Raw genomic sequence first — 16,366 nt, forward strand, 5'->3', positions numbered from 1 at the left:
CGACTCGAGCTCAGCGTGCGCAACTGCCTGGACGAGACATTGACGGCCACTGGCACCGGCGGCGAGCCGCATCCTGCCAGCGCTTGTTTTGGGTGCAGGCGCGCATGCGGTTGGGCAGTCCGGTGAGCAAATCGGTTTGCGCCTGTTTCGACAAATTTTTTTTCGACGCCAGCAAGGCCACGCTCATCTTGTTGAAGACGCGCGTTAGTGCGCCGACTTCATCGGTGGAGCTGGTGCTGACCGTCACATGGCGCTGCCCCTGCGCGAGCTGGCGCGCCGCATGCGTCAATTGCTTGAGCGGGGCTGAAATGCTGCGCGAAATCCAGGCCGCGCACAGCAAGGCCAACGCCAATCCCAGCAATGCGGCGCAGCCGACGACCAGCATGGCGTCGCGGGCGCGGCTCAGCAGACTGTCGTACAGCGGGGTATATTCATAAATGAGCGCCGCGATGACGCGACGTTGCCGGTTATACACCGGCACCACCACCTGGTGGATCAGCGCCTTATTCTGGCCCGCGCCTTCCGTGATGAGGCGCGGCTGGCCGTCGCGCAAGGTGGCGGCGATACTGTCGCGGCGCAAGCCTTGGGGAGCGGGCGTGCCAACGTCCTCGCTCGCCACGTCGGCCACGATGACCAGATTGCGGTCAAAGACTTCCCGGTCGCGCTGCTGGCTCGCGGCGACGGCGGCGATGATGCGCTGGTACTGGAGATTGCGCTCTTGATCGCTGGCGTGGGCGCTGTCGTAAGCGAGCATGGTGGCCATGCTTGTGGCCAAGTCGCGTGCTTCGGCCGCGACTGTCAGTTTGGCAACTTCCCGGAAACGCATTGCGGCAAACGCTGCGACGGCGCAGCTTATAATAAAAACCGTCAGCACGACGGCGCCGAGTCTTGTCGCAATACGCATTTGATGGCCCCGGTGGAGCCTCGGCGCTTCGCCTCCACACGGGAATGTGGATCACATTTTTCTCCACATCAATCTTTTTGTTGAATACCATCAATACTGCTTCTTGGTGGAACGGCACGGCGGCACGGCGGCGCGGCGCGCGGCGCCGGCCGGTGCTGCGCGCCCGCCCGACAATGTCAAGCAAAAGAGCGCTCGTGCTGCGCCAGGCGCTTGACGACTGCCGCCAACTGGTCGATTTCGTCGAAGGTGTTGTAGAAGGCGAGCGACGGGCGCACCGTGCTCTCGACCCCGAAACGGCGCAAGATCGGCTGCGCGCAATGATGGCCGGTGCGCACGGCAATGCCCTCGTCGTTGAGCGCCTGGCCGACCTGCGCGGTGCTGTGCCCGGCCAACACGAACGAGATCACACTGGCTTTCCCGGTCGCCGTGCCGATCAGCCGCACTTGCCTGATGGCGCCCAGTTGCCGCATGCCGTACTCCAGCAGGTCGTGCTCGTAGCGCGCGATGTTGTCGATGCCGATCCGGCCGATGTAATCAATGGCGGCGCCCAGTCCCACCGCGTCGGCAATGTTGCCCGTGCCGGCCTCGAACTTGTTCGGTATCGGCTGGTAGCGTGTCTTTTCGAAGGTGACGTCGGCGATCATGTTGCCGCCGCCTTGCCACGGCGGCATGTTTTCCAGCACTTCGCGTTTGCCCCACAGCACGCCGATGCCGGTCGGCCCGAACAATTTGTGGCCCGAAAAGACAAAAAAGTCGGCCCCCAGCGCTTGCACGTCGATGCGCATGTGCGATACCGATTGGGCGCCGTCCACCAGTACCCGGGCGCCGGCGCGATGCGCAAGCTCGACGATTTCGCGGATCGGCGTCACTGTCCCGAGCGCGTTCGACACGTGCGTGACGGCGACGATTCTGGTGCGCCTGTTGAGCAGCTTGCGGTACTCGTCGAGCAAGACCTGGCCCGTGTCGTCGACCGGAATCACGCGCAGCGTGGCGCCCTTGGCCGCTGCCAGTTGCTGCCACGGCACGATGTTGGCGTGGTGCTCGAGGTGGGAGACGATGATTTCGTCGCCCTGGCCCACATATTGTGCGCCCCAGCTTTTGGCCACCAGGTTGATCGCTTCGGTGGTTCCCCGCACAAAAATGACTTCCTCGACTGCGGGCGCATTCAGGAAGCGGCGCACCCGCTGGCGCGCTCCCTCATAAGCATCGGTGGCGCGCGCGGCCAGTGCATGCGCGGCGCGGTGGATGTTCGAGTTCTCGTGCGCGTAAAAGTGGGCGATGCGGTCGACGACCGCTTGCGGCTTGTGCGTCGTGGCCGCGTTGTCGAACCAGACCAGCTGGCGTCCGTTGACACGCTCTTGCAGGATCGGGAAGTCGCGCCGCACGGCATGCACGTCGAACGGCGGCGAGCGCTCGGTGAGCTCGGGCGCCGCCGACGCCGGCGGAGCGGCGACAAAATAATAGTGTGGCGTGGACAAAGGCGCCGGCGAGCGTGCCGGCGCGTCAGCTATGCCAGGCTCGCCGTGGACGGCATCGAGGAAGTAGAACGGGCCGGGCCGGGGCGCCAGCGCGGCCTTGATCGCTTGCGGTACGCCGAGAAAGGCGCCGCCGGCACGCGGTTCGTAGGCGGGAATGGCACCGTGCGCTTTGTCCGGCGCGCCATTGCCCGCTTGCGCGGCGGGCAGCAGCGCCGGCGCGCGATTGCCCAGCGAAAGGACGTTGGTGGGCGCGGCCGGGATCAGGTTGGTGCCGGGTAGTTGCACTTGTGGTATCGGCGTGCCGGGTAGGCCGGGACCAAAGCCGGCCGGGCTGACCAACGGCGAACCGGGCGGTGCGATATTGCCCGGGGCTTGGACGCCGTGCGGAGCGAACGGGGGCGCCGCAAAGAACGCCGTGGCCAGGCGCGCCAGCACAGCCGGGTCGAACGGCGGCTGCGGGGAATCGGGCACGGCGAAAGGCGCTGCGGCAGGCAGGTTGGCGGCAGGGGCAGCGCCAAGGGCAGGGGCAGGGAACAGGTTCATGGCGCGGCTTACTTGTAAGTGTCCGGGTAGTCGTGGTATTTACCGATCTCAACGTCGTCGAGCACGGCCAGCGCGTCGCTGGTGAGCACGGCCAGCGAGCAATACAGGCAGATCAGATACGAGGAAATGGCGTGGTTGTTGATGCCCATGAAACGCACCGCCAGGCCGGGACTTTGCTCACCCGGCAAGCCCGACTGGAACAGCCCGATGACGCCCTGGCGCTTCTCGCCCACGCGCAGCAGCAAGTTCTTGCTCTTGCCGTCGGCCACAGGCACCTTGTCGGACGGGATCAGCGGAATCCCGCGCCAGGTGATGCATTGTGAACCGAACAGGCTGATGGTCGGCGGCGGCACCCCGCGCCGGGTCGCTTCGCGGCCGAAGGCGGCGATCGCCAGCGGATGGGCGAGGAAGAAGGCGGGCTCCTTCCAGACCTTGGTGAGCAGCTCATCGAGGTCGTCCGGCGTGGGCGCACCGGTCAGCGGGAAGATGCGCTGGCGGTCCGTCACTTGCGCCAGCAAGCCGTAGTCGGGATTGTTGATCAGCTCGCTTTCTTGGTTTTCCTTGATGGTTTCGATCGTCAGGCGCAGTTGTTCCTTGATCTGGTCGTGCGGGCTGCTGTACAGGTCGGAGACGCGGGTATGGACGTCGAGCACGGTGGAGGCCGCGTTGAGGTACAGCTCGCGCGGATTTTCCTCGTAGTCGACGTAGGTGCGGGGCAGCTGGTTTTCTTCCTGGCGCGCGGTGCAGGTGACCTTGATCGCTTCCGGATTGTTGACCTTGTTGAGGCGATAGATGCCCGCTTCCACCGGCACCCATTGCAGCAAATGCGTCAGCCAGCGCGGACTGATGGTCTCCAGTTACGGGGCCGTCTTGGTGGCGTTGGCAAGTTGCCGCGCCGCGTTATCTTTAAGTGCGCTTGTACCGCCCACTGTTGCCGACATGGTCACTCCAATTCAGCTTGGTTTAAAAAGCGATTGCGTCACCAGCACGCACGAATTGTCTGGTGAGAAAATCAACCCGGCCAGTGTGCAGGTGCAGCATTGCCCGCGCAACATGCTATCGCCATCAACGTGGTCCACATGGACTACTTGATCGCCTCGCAGCGAGTCAGCAGCGCCGAAGGCGTCAAGGTGAGTGCCGCCGCCAGTTTTTCGACCGTCAGCAAGGAGGCGATGACGCAGCCGCGCTCGATCTCGCCGACGAAGGAGCGATTCAAGTTGGCCTGTTCGGCCAGTCGCTCCTGCGACCAGCCGCGCGCCTCGCGCAGTTGGCGCACGCCGATACCGAAGCCTGTGACCAGCACGCTGGGAACACTGTCGTTGATCATGTTGTCGATTCCCCCTCGATCAGGTAGCGGCGATGCCGTTGGCAAACGCACCCTCGCGCGATTCGGCCTGGGCCACGCGCCCGCCCGGCGCCACATCGTGGGTCAGCCAGACATTGCCGCCGATGACCGCGCCTTTGCCGATCGTGATGCGTCCAAGGATGGTCGCGCCGGCGTAAATGACGACGTCGTCTTCCACCACCGGGTGGCGCGCCAAGCCCTTTTGCAGGGTGCCGTCCACGTCCGTGGGAAAGCGCTTGGCACCCAGGGTGACGGCCTGGTACAGGCGCACGCGTTCGCCAATGACGGCCGTCTCGCCGATCACCACCCCGGTGCCGTGGTCGATGAAGAAGCCGGCGCCGATGCGCGCCCCGGGATGGATATCGATGCCGGTCGCGCCATGCGCCAGTTCGGCCACGATGCGCGCCAGCAGCGGCAAGCCCAGCACGTACAGGTGATGCGCCAGGCGGTAGTGGATCATTGCCAGCACGCCCGGATAGCACAGCAGGACTTCATCGACGCTGCGCGCCGCCGGGTCGCCTTGAAACGCTGCAAGTACGTCGCTGTCGAGCAAAACGCGGATGGCCGGCAGCGCTGCGGCGAAACTGCGCACCAGCGCCAGGGCGGCGGCATCGACATCGCCAAGCTCGGCGCCGGTCAGCGCCGCATTGTAGTTCAGCTCACGGCGTACTTGCCTGAGCAAGCCGTGCAGCGCGCCGTCGAGCGCGTGCGCTACGTGGAAATCCTCGCTTTCCTGACGCAGCTCGGTCGGGCCCAGGCGCATGGGAAACAGCACGCCCTTGAGACTGTCAATGATGGCGGCCAGCGCTTCGCGCGAGGGAAACTCGCGCGCGCCAACTTCGCTGGCGCCGCGTTGCTGCTGGCGCCAGCGATGGCGCGTTGCATGCAGGGATTGGACGATGCTCGTGATGTCGAAAGTGGCCATGAGATCCTCTGAAATATCGGGTGCTTGCGCCGGCGCTAGTCCTGGACCCACGGCAAGCCGCGAAAGCGCCAGCCGTCGGACTTGCCGCGCTGTTGCCGGGCATCGATGTCGCCTTCGAAACCTTCGAGCACGTTGAACACCAGATTCAAGCCGGCCTTGGTGGCCGCTTCGGCCGCCAGCGCAGAGCGTTTTCCACTGCGGCATAGCAGCAAGACGGCGCGATCCTTGCCGCCAATTTTGCTTTCCAGTTCGCGCACGAAGCGCGGGTTGCGCGAGAGCGCGGTGCCGGTGGCCCAGGGCACATGCAACGAACCGGGTACGTGGCCGACAAAGTGGCGCTCTTCGGCCGAGCGTACGTCCACCAGCAAGACGCCGGCGGTGGATGTCAGTTGCCAGGCGAGGGCGGGCGGCACGGCGCCGGCAAACGGCAAGCCGGCGCGGGCCGCTTCGGCATGGATGGATGCCAATGCTGGCGCAATCGCAGACGGAAGTGTGTCATCTGACATGGCGGAACCTTTTTCGTTGGGCTGCAAGGGGCGGTCTGGCGCATTGGTGGCGATAGACATCGGCAAGCCAATATACGATTCTTCAATTCGGAAAAGAACGAATAAAAACGTTTGCGTAAAGTTGCAAAAAGAATAAGGAAGATGCGATGCCAATGCGAACCACATCCCAGGCAAGCGCGTGGCATTCTCGCCATCAAAGTTTTACAATAGAGAATTACCGATGACCGGCCGCGGCCCGCTTATGCTCCACATTTACCCTACTGGCTGGAAAGAGCTGGCCGTCACCGGCGCCGCGGCGCGTGAAATCGAGACGCTCACCTACCTCGAGAGCCGCCTGGCCGATACCCCGTACCGCATCTATCACGGGGTCCACTGGACCAATGTGGAAAACGGTTTTTCAGCCTACGGGGAAATCGATTTCATCATCTTCGCGCCCACCGCACGGATATTGCTGATCGAACAGAAATCGGGCTTTCTGAACGAGACGCCCGATGGCCTGGTCAAGAACTTCGAAGGCAAGCCACGCAAGATCCGCCATCACATCACGCGCTCCATTAGCGGCCTGCGCGAGCGCTTCGGCGGCGAGCTGTCGATCGACTACCTGCTGTACTGTCCCGACTACATCGTGCGCGACCCGCATCTGGCCGACATCGACCCGCGCCATATCATCGACGCCACCCGCAAAGACCAGCTGGCGCAAGTGATCCGCGTCACCTTGCCGCTCACCCATGACAAGCCGGGCGAGCAGTTCGAGAAAGTGACGCGCTTTCTTGGCAACACGCTCAGCCTGCGGCCGGACCCGAGCGCGATGATCGGCAACGCCGCCGAGATGGTTACGCGCCTGGCCGGCGGCCTTGCCATCTGGGCGCGGCGGCTTGAATTTTCTCCCTTCAGGCTGCGCGTGATCGGTACGGCGGGCAGCGGCAAGACGCAGCTGGCGCTGGCCGAATATACGGCGGCCATCGAAGCGGGTCTGCGCCCGCTGTATGTCTGCTACAACCGGCCCCTGGCCGACCACATCGAGCGCCTGGTGCCGGCCGGCGGGCGCGTGGCGACCTTTCACATGCTCAGCGACGCCTTCTTGCGTTTCCAGGGCCAGACGCCGAACTACGCCGCGCCAGACGTCTGGCGCGACATCGAGCGGCAAATGGCCACGGCCGAGCTGCCCGAGGCGTGGCGGCATGATGTGCTGATCGTCGATGAAGGGCAGGATTTTTCGGTCGCATGGCGCGACATTTTGCTGCGCATGCTAAAAGCCGATGGACGCGCCATCTGGCTGGAAGACCCGAACCAGAACCTGTATGGGCGCGAGGTGGTGCCCTTGCCGGGCTGGGTCACACTGCATTCCGACACCAATTACCGCAGCCCGCGGCAAATTGTCGACATGCTCGCCGCCATCGGCGCGGTAAGTCCGCCGGTGGAGGCGGGCTCGCCATTCAAAGGGGCCGATATTGACGAGCTGGTCTTCCCGCACACCGATACCGAGGCCATGCTCGCCCAGACCAAGCACGCCATCACGCTGTGCCTGGCCGCCGGGTTCGCGCGGCACGACATTGCCATTGCCACCTTTCGCGGACGCGAACGCTCGGCCATCCTGAAACTGGACCGGCTGAGCGACGCCCACACATTGAAGTCGTTCATGGGCGCCTATGACCTGTTTGGCGACCCCGTGTACCGCGAAGGCGGCTTGCTGGCAGAGTCGGTCTACCGCTTCAAGGGGCAGTCGGCGCCGGCGGTGATCTTTACCGAGATCGATTTCGACATGATCGACGAACTGGTGCTGCGTAAATTGTTTGTGGGGATGACGCGCGCGCGCTTGAAGCTGGTGATGGTGCTTAGCGAACGGGCGCAGCAGCAACTGCTCGAACGCATGTGAACGCTTGACAAAAAAAAGCCCGCCGACAAAGGCGGGCTAACTCCAATGACAAAAGCAACTGGAGGAGACGCGCACTATGCGCCATCCCCGCGCCTGGCGCCACGATTGATTTCACATATCCATAGTTGAAATTTAAATTCGGCATTGGCGTTTGTTTTTCGAATATCCACCGGCATTTTTATTCGACCATGGCTTGCCTGGCGCTCGCTGGACTTCGCTTCATACCTTCCTGTCATGACAGGCCGATCCGAAGCAGTCCATGATGAAAAGCATATCCCGATTCTGTACCCCGATCACAATGCACGCCTGCTGGCGCGCTTGACCCCCTTGGGCACGCTCGCGCTGCCTCTACAATTTGCTACCTGAGGACACGATGCGTCACGATTTTTTGCAACGCCTGGCCTCGCCCGACAGCACGGTGCGCCGTATTGCCGTGCTCGAGCTGGCCGACAACGGGTTCGCCGACGACGCGCCCCTGCTGATTGCCGCCTTGGGCGACAGCGCTCCCGATGTGCGGGTGGAGGCGGCGCGCGCACTGGAAGGCTACGACGAGCCGGACGCCATCAATGCCCTGCTGGCCGCGCTGCGCGACAACGACGTCGTAGTGGCGGCAGCGGCGGCGCACAGCTTGTCGGAGCTGAAAAATGGCGCAGCGGCGGCGCAGTTGCTGCCGCACGCAGCCGATGCCGATCCGTTTGTCTGCGTGGCCGTATTGCGGGCGCTGCGCGAATTGCGCGCGCCAGGCAGTTTTGCCCCCGCCATGGCAGCCTTGCAGGCCAGCGACGCGCTAGTGCGACGACAAGCGGTAAGCGTGCTCGCTACCTGAAAAACGCGGATGCCACGGGCGCCTTAAGTGCGCTGGTGCAAGCCGACCCTGAGCCAGACGTGCGGCGCGGCGCCGTGGGAGCCTTCGGCTTTGCTTTGGGCACGGCAGCGCTGCAAGCCCTGCGTGGAGCGCTGCATGACGCTGCATGGCAGGTGCGCGAGGAGGCGGCCACGACGCTGGGCAAGCTGCACGCGCTGGCCGCCGCGCCGGATTTGATCGACGCGTTGAATGATCCCTACTGGCAGGTGCGCCTGCGCGCGGCGCGCAGCCTGGGCCGCTTGCGCCATCGCGCCGCGCTGCCTGCGCTGGTCGAGGCGCTCGCCCACACGGTAAGCAATTTGCGCAAGGAGGCTGCGCCGGCGCTGGGGGAGATAGGCGACGCCGCCACATTGCCTGCCCTACTGCAACAGGACAGCGATCCGGATCCGGAAGCGCGCAAGGCGGTCCGCCTGGCGCTGGGGCAGATTCAACATGCAGCCTGAACAGATCACCAACCGGCGCGGCGAGGGTGTGCTGGAAGTACTGTGGGAGGATGGCGAACGGCAGCAAGCGACGCACCGGCAACTGCGCGCCGCCTGCAAGTGTTCCCACTGCCAGTCGGCGCGCCTGCGCGGCGAGCTTGCCGCGCCGGCGGCGAATATGCGGCTTGACGCGATCAGGCCAATCGGCCACTACGCGGTGCAACTGGTCTTTAGCGACGGCCATGACCGCGGGATCTATCCCTGGGCGTTGTTGCGCAGCGCAAGCTGAGCCGCTCGCCGGTTTTACTCCAGGTGCATCGGGGCGCAAGTGCCGACATTGCGCGCGACGTTTTTTAAATTTTCGAACTGTTCGCTAACCCACTGATAAATTTCCTGCGGAAAGGCAAACTTGAATCGGGTCAAATCTTTGACTCGTTGCCGAGGCCTGGACGGAACCCAAAAGACGAATAGAATGCAATCATGATTTTAATAGTAGATGACGATGTGGGCATGGCGGAAACCTGCTCGATGCTGCTCAAAGCGCATGGCTTCGATGTCAGTGTCGCGGCCAGCGGCGCCGAAGCGCTTTCCAGGCTGGGGAGCGCGTCGCACGAGCTGCTCATTTCCGATTGCGCGATGCCGGGCATGAGCGGCGTGGAGTTAAGCGAAAAATTGCGCGCCGATCCATCGACCGCACAACTGCCCATCGTGCTGATGAGCGCCTCGTTGCGATGCGATATCGCGCAAGGCACCGATTACGATGCTTTTTTGCGTAAGCCATTTTTGGCGGAGAATCTGCTGGTTGTCGTACGTGATCTGTTGGCCGGTGTTCGCACCGAGCACAGCAATTACTGCAAGGTGTAAATGCGTCTCTCTCTTTTTATACTGAGCAATCTCGACGCCATTCTCAAGGAGTGGGAAGACTTTGCGGGAACGCTCGCACCGCTGGAAGACGCCGGTCGGATCGAATTGCGTGATCATGCAACCGAGGTCCTGAAGGTGATAGCCACCGATCTGGCAACCCCGCAGGAAGAAAGCGAAAGCATCGCCAAGTCCAAGGGCTTGGCCCCGGTCGCCGGTACCGATACGGCCGCCGAAGTACACGCTGCAGCGCGCATGGCGTCCGGCTTGAACAGCGACCAGGTAATGGCCGAATTCCGGGCCCTCAGGTCGAGCGTGCTGCGCTTGTGGACGCGCGATACCGCTGTGAGCACCGCGGACGAAATCGACGATATGGTGCGCTTTAACGAAGCGATCGACCAGGCCCAGAGCGAATCGATGGCCAGGTATACAAAGTTGCTGCGCGACGCGCAAAGCCTTTTCCTGGCCATTCTTGGCCATGACGTGCGCTCGCCGCTGGGCGCCGTGAGCATGGGTGCGCAAGTGCTGCTGCAAGACCAGACCTTGCCGGCCAAAGTGCTCAAGGTGGGCCTGAGAATTTTTAACAGCACCAAGCGCGTGGATGAAATTGTGCGCGACCTTCTCGACTTTTCAACCTCGCACCTGGGCGATGGAATACCGATTGATCCTTACACCGTCGACCTGGCCGAAATTTGCCAGAATGTGGTCGAGGAAGCGCGGACATTCCATCCCGACCGCAACATCGAACTCGTCTCTGAAGGCAATTTGGTGGGCACATGGGATGGACCGCGCCTGGCCCAGGCCTTTGCGAACCTGATTTCCAATGCGGTTCAGCATGGCAATCGGGAAAGCACGATCTTGGTCGCCATTGACGGTTGCCAGTCCAATGTTCTATTTGAAGTTAGCAACGACGCCGACGTCATTCCCCAGGCAAAGTTGCGCACCTTGTTCGATCCCGTCAAGAGCTTTGCCATTCGCCCGCCTGGTGAAAGGACCAGGTCCCGGGTACAGAACCTGGGACTGGGCCTGTATGTCGTCAAAGAAATCGTCAAGGCGCATAATGGTGAGATTTCTGTTTGTTCCACTAAAGAGACGGGCGTAAAGTTTTCTGTCAGCTTGCCCCGACTCACACCGCAGCGCAGGAACGGCGACGACTAGCAGTCAAGCACGCTGCTGCCTTGGCGTCGACTTCTGCGCGCCAGGTCGCCGCCATGCTCGCCACACGCGTTTCCCTCTTGTTGTTTGCCGTTCTCGGCGCCGCAGTCGTTGCCTGGAGCGCTCACCGCTGGAAGGCAGGAACGGGGGATCTGCGCGCTGCGCTCGATGCCGGCCGCACGTCCATCACGCCGGCCCGCATTTGACTTTTCCACCCTCGAAGGCTTGCCGGCGCCGGTGCAGCGCTATCTGCGCCTCGTGCTCACGGATGGCAAGCCAATGGTGGCCGGCGCGCACGTGCTTCACCGTGGCAGCATGAACATGAACGAGGCGGGCACGCAATGAAAAACGTTTACCTCCGATCAGCAGATCGTGACGGCGCGCCCGGGGTTTGACTGGAATGCACGAATAAGCATGTTGCCCGGCGTGCCGGTACTGGTGCACGACGCCTGCATCGGCGGCGAGGGAAGGTTGCGCGCCGCCTTGTTCGGCCTGGTCACCGTGGCCGATCTGCGCGGCACGCTGGACAGGGCACAGGGCGAGCTGTTGCGCTTTCTTGCCGAAGCGGTCTGGTATCCGACGGCCTTGCTACCCGGTCAGGGCGTCAGTTGGGAAGCAGCCGATGCGCAGTGCGCGCGTGCCACGCTGACGGACGGCGCGGTCACGGTCAGCCTGGACTTTAGCTTCGATGAACAAGGTTTGGTAGCAGGCATCGACGCGCGTGCGCGTGGCCGCACCGTGGGTGGACAGACCGTCCCCACGCCCTGGCGAGGCCGCTTTTGGGGCTATCAGGACAGGGGCGGGATGCTGGTGCCGCTCAACGGCGAGGTGGCGTGGATGCTGCTTGACGGCATGCATCCCTACTGGCGTGGGGAAATGACATCGATCGTCCACGCCTATGCCGACTGATGCCTGCTGGCGGCGCGCAGCGCTGCATCGCCGCAGCGCGGCTACTTGAATGCCGTGACGGCGGCGCGGCCCACGGCCGGGTCGTCGGTGAAAAAGCCATCAATACCTGCCTTTAGGTAGGCGTTGATTTCGGCTACCGAGTCGCCACGCTGCGTCAGCGACGCCACGTCGGGCTTGCGCAAGCTAACGGGCAGGAATGGATTTTCGGGGCGCAAGGTCCAGGTGTGCACTTTCAATCCTGCCGCCTTGGCGTCGGCCACGAAGCTGGTCGGGGTGCCCAGTTCATTGGCGGCGGTGCGCGCAATGATGACTTCCTTGTAAGGCGACACCACGTCGGCGTACGCTGCAATGTCCTTTAAACCGGCAGGGGTGACCATGTCGGCATAGGTGCGCGCACTGCCCGCGGCCACGAAGTCGTAGGGCGCATTGCGGGGCGCGCCATTCGGGGCAGGCGGATTTTTTGGATTGTCGATTAGTTGCACGATGCGCATGTCGGTCATGCCGCGCAGCTCTTTCAAGTTGGCCACTTCAAACGATTGAATGAATACCGCCGCCGCCTTGCCGCGATAGCCGCTGGCGACCAGCTGATCGACCAAGCGCTTTTCGAGCGGCAGGCCGATGGATTTGAAATAGCTCGGGTGCTTGGTTTCGGGGTAAATGCCGATAACCTTGTGGCGCGCCGCGCTTTCCTTTTTGACCAGGTCGATCACTTCCTGCAAGGTGGGAATCTCGAACTGACCGTCAAAGGCGGCATTGGCGGGGCGGTTGGCAGGAATGCGTTCCTTTGCCCGCAGCGTCTTGAGCTCGGCCAGGGTGAAGTCTTCGGTGAACCAGCCGTTCACTGGCACGCCGTCGATGGTCTTGGTGGTTTTGCGCGCGGCGAAAGCGCTGGCGGCGGCAACGTTGGTGGTGCCGCTGATGTCGTTTTCATGACGCGCCACCAGCACGCCGTCCTTGGTGGCGACCAGGTCGGGCTCGATAATGTCGGCGCCGTCGTCGATTGCCTGCAGGTACGAAGCCAAGGTGTGCTCAGGGCGCAGCGCGGACGCGCCGCGGTGGCCTGTCACGGCCGGTGTGGGCGGCCATGCGCTACCTGGGTTTTGCAGGTCGTCTTGCTGACCTCCGCATGCATTGAGCAGGGAGACGACGACAGTGGCAATGGTGGTGGCGAGCATGGGGTGGATACGGCTTGGAACGGGGGCAAGTGTAGCGCGTTTCATGTGGGCTCCGGATAAAGTTGAGGAAACATTGCAAGCTCAACAAAAGCGTAGCAAGCCCGCGTGACAGCAGCGTGACCGGGCCGAATCGGCCGCTTGGCAGATCGGCTTGTAAAGCGACGGGTTCAAAAAATCAGGCGATCAGGGAATCAGGCGTTCGGCCCGCAGGCGCTCGAACAAGTCAAGGAACGACGCCTCTGTTGCCTGATAGGCGCTAAAGCCGAGCCGCCGGCTGTTGGCCATGTCGGTCATGACCTCGAGCGGCCGGCCCAGATCGAGATCGGTATGCCAGGCCGAAGCCAGTCGATCGAGGTCGGGTTCGGCCAGGGCGTGGCGTTCGGCCAGGGCGCGCCAGAGCGCGTGGTCATGCCCCATCGCAGTTTCCAGAGGGCGGACCGTGTCTTGCAAGCCTGCCGACTGCACGCCGAACCACGCGCCCAGCCTGGGCCACAGCCAGCTCCAGCGGAAAACGTCGCCATTGACGATGTTGAATGCTTCATTGCGGGCAGCATCTGTGTCTGCAGCCCACACCAGCTGCCGGGCCAGCATGCGTGCATCGGTGACGTCCGACAGACCATTCCACTGGGCGGCTGAACCGGGAAACTGGAACGGGCGGCCCGTCTCCTTGCACAGCGTTGCATACACGGCGAGCGTGGTGCCAAGGTTCATGGCGTTGCCAACGGCTAAGCCGATCATGGTATGGGGACGGTGCACGGTCCAGGTGAAACGGTCGCGCGCCGCGGCGGCGTGCAGCTCGTCTTCCTGGGCGTAATAAAAGTTTTCCAGCGGCAGGCGCGGCTGGCTTTCGCGCAGTGGCGTGTCGGGCAGCGTGCCTGAACTGGCGTAGGCTTCAAAGGGGCCGAGGTAATGCTTCAGTCCGGTCACCAAGGCGACGTGGCGCAGCGTTTTTTTGGGCGAGAGCGCATCGAGCAAATTGCGCACCAGTGCGGCATTGACGCGAATATTGTCGGCCTCGGTCGCTTGGCGCATCCAGGTGGTGATGAAAACATGGGTGGGTGAAATGTCCGACAGGGCGCTCGCAAGCGCTGCCGGGTCCAGCAGGTCCGCGGCGACGTGGCGAACGGCGGGCAAGTCGCGGGGCGGACGGCGGGATAGGCCGATGACTTCCCATCCCTCCGCGAGCAATTGTCGAGCGACATAATTGCCGCCAATGCCAGTGATGCCTGCAACCAGTGCCGTGCGTTTCATGAAATCTCCCGAGCTTAAAAATCGATTGTACGTGGCGTCGGGAGGGGGCGCTTTAATGTTGCCATGCGGCGAGTAATACCAACACAGGAGGACTAGCCGCCTGCACCTACCGTCGGCAACTCAATGTAACTATCGTGAAACACCCGCTGCGTGGCCTTGCGATAGTCGCCCGGCTTGGCCCAGAAGATATTCGGAACAAACGTTTGTGGGTTGCGGTCGTAGAGCGGGAACCAGCTCGACTGCACTTGCACCATGATCCGGTGGCCGGGCAAGAAAACGTGGTTGGCCGTGGGCAGCGCAAAGCGGTACGGCAGCGTTTTTCCGGCAGCGATCGGGTGCGCCGTTTCCAGGCTTTCCCGGTAGCGCCCGCGGAAAATATCGGCCGACACCATCAACTGGTAGCCACCCATTTCCGGCTGCGCCGCCACCTGGTCGGGATAGACGTCGATCAGCTTGACGACCCAGTCGCCGTCCGTGCCGCTGGTCGAGGCATTCAGCCTTGCCAGCGGCTCGCCGCTGATCTTGAGCGGTGCGCCGAGCACGTCGGAGACATAGGTCAGCACATCGGTCCGGCCCGACGCTTCGCGCTGGTCGTCGACCAGCCAGCGCGGCCAGGTCTGGCCCTTGGCATCGCTGTAACCCATGGGGGCGATGGGCCGCGCCCGAAACGGTACCGGCTTGGCCGGGTCCGAGACGTATTCGTCAAAGCCGCTGCCGGCGGCGCCGCCTAGCGTCAGCTTCTGTCCCGCACCCAAGCGCAGCAGCGTGGGCGTTATGGTGCAGGCGCTGGCACACCCGGCCGGCCACGACGGCAGCGCGCGCCACTTGTTGGTGCCGGTCTCGAAGGCGGTGACCGGGGCTACGGTGGCGGTGGCGGCGGCGTTGCCTGGGATATTTTTCAGGTAACGGGCCAGGAATGGGCGCAGCACTTCCTGGCGCCAGTACAGGCCGGTGTCGGCCGAGAACTTGATGGCGCCCAGGTTGCTCACGTCGCCGATCGCGCCGCCGTGCTGCCACGGCCCGATGGTCAGAAATACATTGTTGTTGCGGTCGCCCGGCTTGAGTGCCTTGTACAGGGCAATGGCGCCATAAATGTCTTCCGCGTCCCACAGGCTGTGCACCAGCATGGTGGGCACGGTGAGCGGCTGGCGCGCCAGGATGGTATCCATGGCTTGCTGCTGCCAGAACGCATCGTAGGATGGGTGGGCGGCCACTTTCTGCCAGAAGCCGCTTTGTTCGAGTCCGCGCTGGCGTGCCAGGTCGCCCGCCGAGCCGGCCCGCATGAAAGTATCGTAATCGTCAAAGTGGCTGCTGAACCACTTGGCGTCATTGTCGCGCGTGACCACTTGTTCCAGCATGTACGACATATTGATTTGCCGGAAGGCGCCGTTATGGAACCAGTCGTCCCCGCGCCAGCCGTCCACCATCGGATTCATCGGCACCGACACTTTGAGCGCCGGATGCGGGTTGACCAGCGCCGTCAGCGCCAGGTAGCCGTCATAGGAAATGCCGATGATGCCTACCTTGCCGTTCGATTCCGACACATTCTTGACCAGCCAGTCGATGGTGTCGAAGGTGTCGGTCGAATGGTCGACTTCGGTCGGGTTGAGCGGGCCGCGCATGGGGCGGTTCATGACGTAATCGCCTTCCGAGCCGTACTTGCCGCGGATATCCTGGATCACGCGGATATAGCCTTCGTCCACGATGACGTCGGTGGCGTTGTCGTAGCCCTGCAGGATCGATCCCATCTGGGAACTTTGCGCGTGCGAAGTGAGTTCGCCCGCATTGTAGGGCGTTCGGGTGAGCAGCATGCCGGCCCCCTTGGCGCCCTTTGGCACCACGATCACGGTCTTGAGCTTGACTCCGTCGCGCATGGGAATCATGACGATGCGCCGTTCGTAGTCGAAGCTGGCGGTAGGGGCGACAAATTTGGCGGGCGTTTCGCTGGGCAGCGCGTTGCCTGACGATGCGGGTGACTGTGCCAGCGCGCCTTGGGTCATTCCTTGGGTCAACAACAGGGCGCCGGCGGCAACGGCAAGGCGGGTAAGACGAAGGACGTGCATCGGCATGCAAATGGCTCCGGTTTGGCGGCGAAACGGGTGCTTCGCTAGACGCTGAAATGTACACCATTGCTCAGGTTTTCGGTAATGA

Annotated in this window: 15 protein-coding genes and 2 pseudogenes; 8 read left to right on the forward strand and 9 right to left on the reverse strand. The window is 63.2% G+C overall.

Features of this window, described 5'->3' with window-relative positions; translation table 11 throughout:
* Positions 1 to 10: 10 nt before the first annotated feature.
* From ACP7D4_RS16095 to ACP7D4_RS16120, 6 genes and pseudogenes are all read right to left on the reverse strand, one after another.
* Entirely contained in the window at positions 11 to 775 is a 765-nt protein-coding gene (locus tag ACP7D4_RS16095; protein ID WP_426210060.1) for a HAMP domain-containing protein, read from the reverse strand.
* 305 nt (positions 776 to 1,080) lie between these two features.
* Positions 1,081 to 2,925 (reverse strand): family 2A encapsulin nanocompartment cargo protein cysteine desulfurase, encoded by a 1,845-nt coding sequence (locus ACP7D4_RS16100; protein ID WP_426210062.1) that lies wholly within the window; start codon positions 2,923 to 2,925, stop codon positions 1,081 to 1,083.
* Positions 2,926 to 2,933: 8 nt separating this feature from the next.
* Positions 2,934 to 3,866, reverse strand: a pseudogene (locus ACP7D4_RS16105) (family 2A encapsulin nanocompartment shell protein).
* A 143-nt stretch (positions 3,867 to 4,009) separates the two neighbouring features.
* A complete protein-coding gene (locus ACP7D4_RS16110; RefSeq protein ID WP_426210064.1) occupies positions 4,010 to 4,252 on the reverse strand; it encodes a helix-turn-helix domain-containing protein in 243 nt (80 codons plus the stop codon).
* A gap of 19 nt (positions 4,253 to 4,271) precedes the next feature.
* Positions 4,272 to 5,195 carry a serine O-acetyltransferase EpsC gene (epsC, locus tag ACP7D4_RS16115; protein ID WP_426210066.1) on the reverse strand — a complete coding sequence of 308 codons (924 nt, stop codon included), beginning with the start codon at positions 5,193 to 5,195 and terminating at the stop codon, positions 4,272 to 4,274.
* A gap of 35 nt (positions 5,196 to 5,230) precedes the next feature.
* Positions 5,231 to 5,701: a rhodanese-like domain-containing protein gene (locus ACP7D4_RS16120; protein WP_426102313.1), complete on the reverse strand. Its 471-nt coding sequence runs from the start codon at positions 5,699 to 5,701 to the stop codon at positions 5,231 to 5,233.
* A 241-nt stretch (positions 5,702 to 5,942) separates the two neighbouring features.
* Here ACP7D4_RS16120 and ACP7D4_RS16125 point away from each other — a divergent pair, with 241 nt between their 5' ends.
* The 8 genes and pseudogenes from ACP7D4_RS16125 (at position 5,943) to ACP7D4_RS16160 (ending at position 11,789) form a co-directional block, all read left to right on the forward strand.
* Positions 5,943 to 7,577 (forward strand): ATP-binding domain-containing protein, encoded by a 1,635-nt coding sequence (locus tag ACP7D4_RS16125; protein WP_426210068.1) that lies wholly within the window; start codon positions 5,943 to 5,945, stop codon positions 7,575 to 7,577.
* Positions 7,578 to 7,950: 373 nt separating this feature from the next.
* Complete coding sequence (locus tag ACP7D4_RS16130) at positions 7,951 to 8,403, forward strand: HEAT repeat domain-containing protein (RefSeq protein ID WP_426210070.1); 453 nt, start codon at positions 7,951 to 7,953, stop codon at positions 8,401 to 8,403.
* Between the two features lie 35 nt (positions 8,404 to 8,438).
* The gene (locus ACP7D4_RS16135; RefSeq protein ID WP_426210072.1) at positions 8,439 to 8,885 is read left to right on the forward strand and encodes a HEAT repeat domain-containing protein; all 447 of its coding nucleotides are present in this window, start codon (positions 8,439 to 8,441) and stop codon (positions 8,883 to 8,885) included.
* Positions 8,875 to 9,153 carry a DUF971 domain-containing protein gene (locus tag ACP7D4_RS16140; RefSeq protein ID WP_426210074.1) on the forward strand — a complete coding sequence of 93 codons (279 nt, stop codon included), beginning with the start codon at positions 8,875 to 8,877 and terminating at the stop codon, positions 9,151 to 9,153. Before ACP7D4_RS16135 ends, ACP7D4_RS16140 begins: the two co-directional genes overlap by 11 nt.
* 191 nt (positions 9,154 to 9,344) lie before the next feature.
* A complete protein-coding gene (locus ACP7D4_RS16145; protein WP_426102291.1) occupies positions 9,345 to 9,728 on the forward strand; it encodes a response regulator in 384 nt (127 codons plus the stop codon).
* Positions 9,729 to 10,883: an ATP-binding protein gene (locus ACP7D4_RS16150; RefSeq protein ID WP_426210076.1), complete on the forward strand. Its 1,155-nt coding sequence runs from the start codon at positions 9,729 to 9,731 to the stop codon at positions 10,881 to 10,883.
* A gap of 20 nt (positions 10,884 to 10,903) precedes the next feature.
* The gene (locus tag ACP7D4_RS16155) at positions 10,904 to 11,086 is read left to right on the forward strand and encodes a hypothetical protein (RefSeq protein WP_426102287.1); all 183 of its coding nucleotides are present in this window, start codon (positions 10,904 to 10,906) and stop codon (positions 11,084 to 11,086) included.
* A pseudogene (locus tag ACP7D4_RS16160) lies at positions 11,049 to 11,789 on the forward strand (DUF6920 family protein). The gene ACP7D4_RS16155 and the pseudogene ACP7D4_RS16160 overlap by 38 nt, the downstream one beginning before the upstream one ends.
* A 41-nt stretch (positions 11,790 to 11,830) precedes the next feature.
* Here the strand turns inward: ACP7D4_RS16160 and ACP7D4_RS16165 are convergent.
* The 3 genes from ACP7D4_RS16165 to ACP7D4_RS16175 form a co-directional block, all read right to left on the reverse strand.
* On the reverse strand, positions 11,831 to 12,964 hold the full coding sequence (locus tag ACP7D4_RS16165) for a glycerophosphodiester phosphodiesterase (RefSeq protein ID WP_426210196.1): 1,134 nt from the start codon (positions 12,962 to 12,964) through the stop codon (positions 11,831 to 11,833).
* A gap of 183 nt (positions 12,965 to 13,147) precedes the next feature.
* The gene (locus ACP7D4_RS16170; protein WP_426210078.1) at positions 13,148 to 14,215 is read right to left on the reverse strand and encodes an SDR family oxidoreductase; all 1,068 of its coding nucleotides are present in this window, start codon (positions 14,213 to 14,215) and stop codon (positions 13,148 to 13,150) included.
* Positions 14,216 to 14,307: 92 nt separating this feature from the next.
* The gene (locus ACP7D4_RS16175; protein WP_426210080.1) at positions 14,308 to 16,284 is read right to left on the reverse strand and encodes a CocE/NonD family hydrolase; all 1,977 of its coding nucleotides are present in this window, start codon (positions 16,282 to 16,284) and stop codon (positions 14,308 to 14,310) included.
* Positions 16,285 to 16,366: the final 82 nt, after the last annotated feature.

This window comes from Massilia sp. TWP1-3-3 (assembly GCF_049897805.1).
Taxonomy (GTDB): Bacteria; Pseudomonadota; Gammaproteobacteria; order Burkholderiales; family Burkholderiaceae_D; genus Telluria_A.

Excerpts from the sequence above, each read along its gene's own strand:
- ACP7D4_RS16130 (WP_426210070.1), top strand. The coding sequence starts at position 7,951 with ATGCGTCACGATTTTTTGCAACGCCTGGCCTCGCCCGACAGCACGGTG.
- ACP7D4_RS16165 (WP_426210196.1), bottom strand. The coding sequence starts at position 12,964 with ATGCTCGCCACCACCATTGCCACTGTCGTCGTCTCCCTGCTCAATGCA.
- ACP7D4_RS16150 (WP_426210076.1), top strand. The coding sequence starts at position 9,729 with ATGCGTCTCTCTCTTTTTATACTGAGCAATCTCGACGCCATTCTCAAG.
- ACP7D4_RS16110 (WP_426210064.1), bottom strand. The coding sequence starts at position 4,252 with ATGATCAACGACAGTGTTCCCAGCGTGCTGGTCACAGGCTTCGGTATC.
- ACP7D4_RS16170 (WP_426210078.1), bottom strand. The coding sequence starts at position 14,215 with ATGAAACGCACGGCACTGGTTGCAGGCATCACTGGCATTGGCGGCAAT.
- ACP7D4_RS16145 (WP_426102291.1), top strand. The coding sequence starts at position 9,345 with ATGATTTTAATAGTAGATGACGATGTGGGCATGGCGGAAACCTGCTCG.
- epsC (WP_426210066.1), bottom strand. The coding sequence starts at position 5,195 with ATGGCCACTTTCGACATCACGAGCATCGTCCAATCCCTGCATGCAACG.
- ACP7D4_RS16100 (WP_426210062.1), bottom strand. The coding sequence starts at position 2,925 with ATGAACCTGTTCCCTGCCCCTGCCCTTGGCGCTGCCCCTGCCGCCAAC.
- ACP7D4_RS16140 (WP_426210074.1), top strand. The coding sequence starts at position 8,875 with ATGCAGCCTGAACAGATCACCAACCGGCGCGGCGAGGGTGTGCTGGAA.
- ACP7D4_RS16120 (WP_426102313.1), bottom strand. The coding sequence starts at position 5,701 with ATGTCAGATGACACACTTCCGTCTGCGATTGCGCCAGCATTGGCATCC.
- ACP7D4_RS16175 (WP_426210080.1), bottom strand. The coding sequence starts at position 16,284 with ATGCCGATGCACGTCCTTCGTCTTACCCGCCTTGCCGTTGCCGCCGGC.
- ACP7D4_RS16125 (WP_426210068.1), top strand. The coding sequence starts at position 5,943 with ATGCTCCACATTTACCCTACTGGCTGGAAAGAGCTGGCCGTCACCGGC.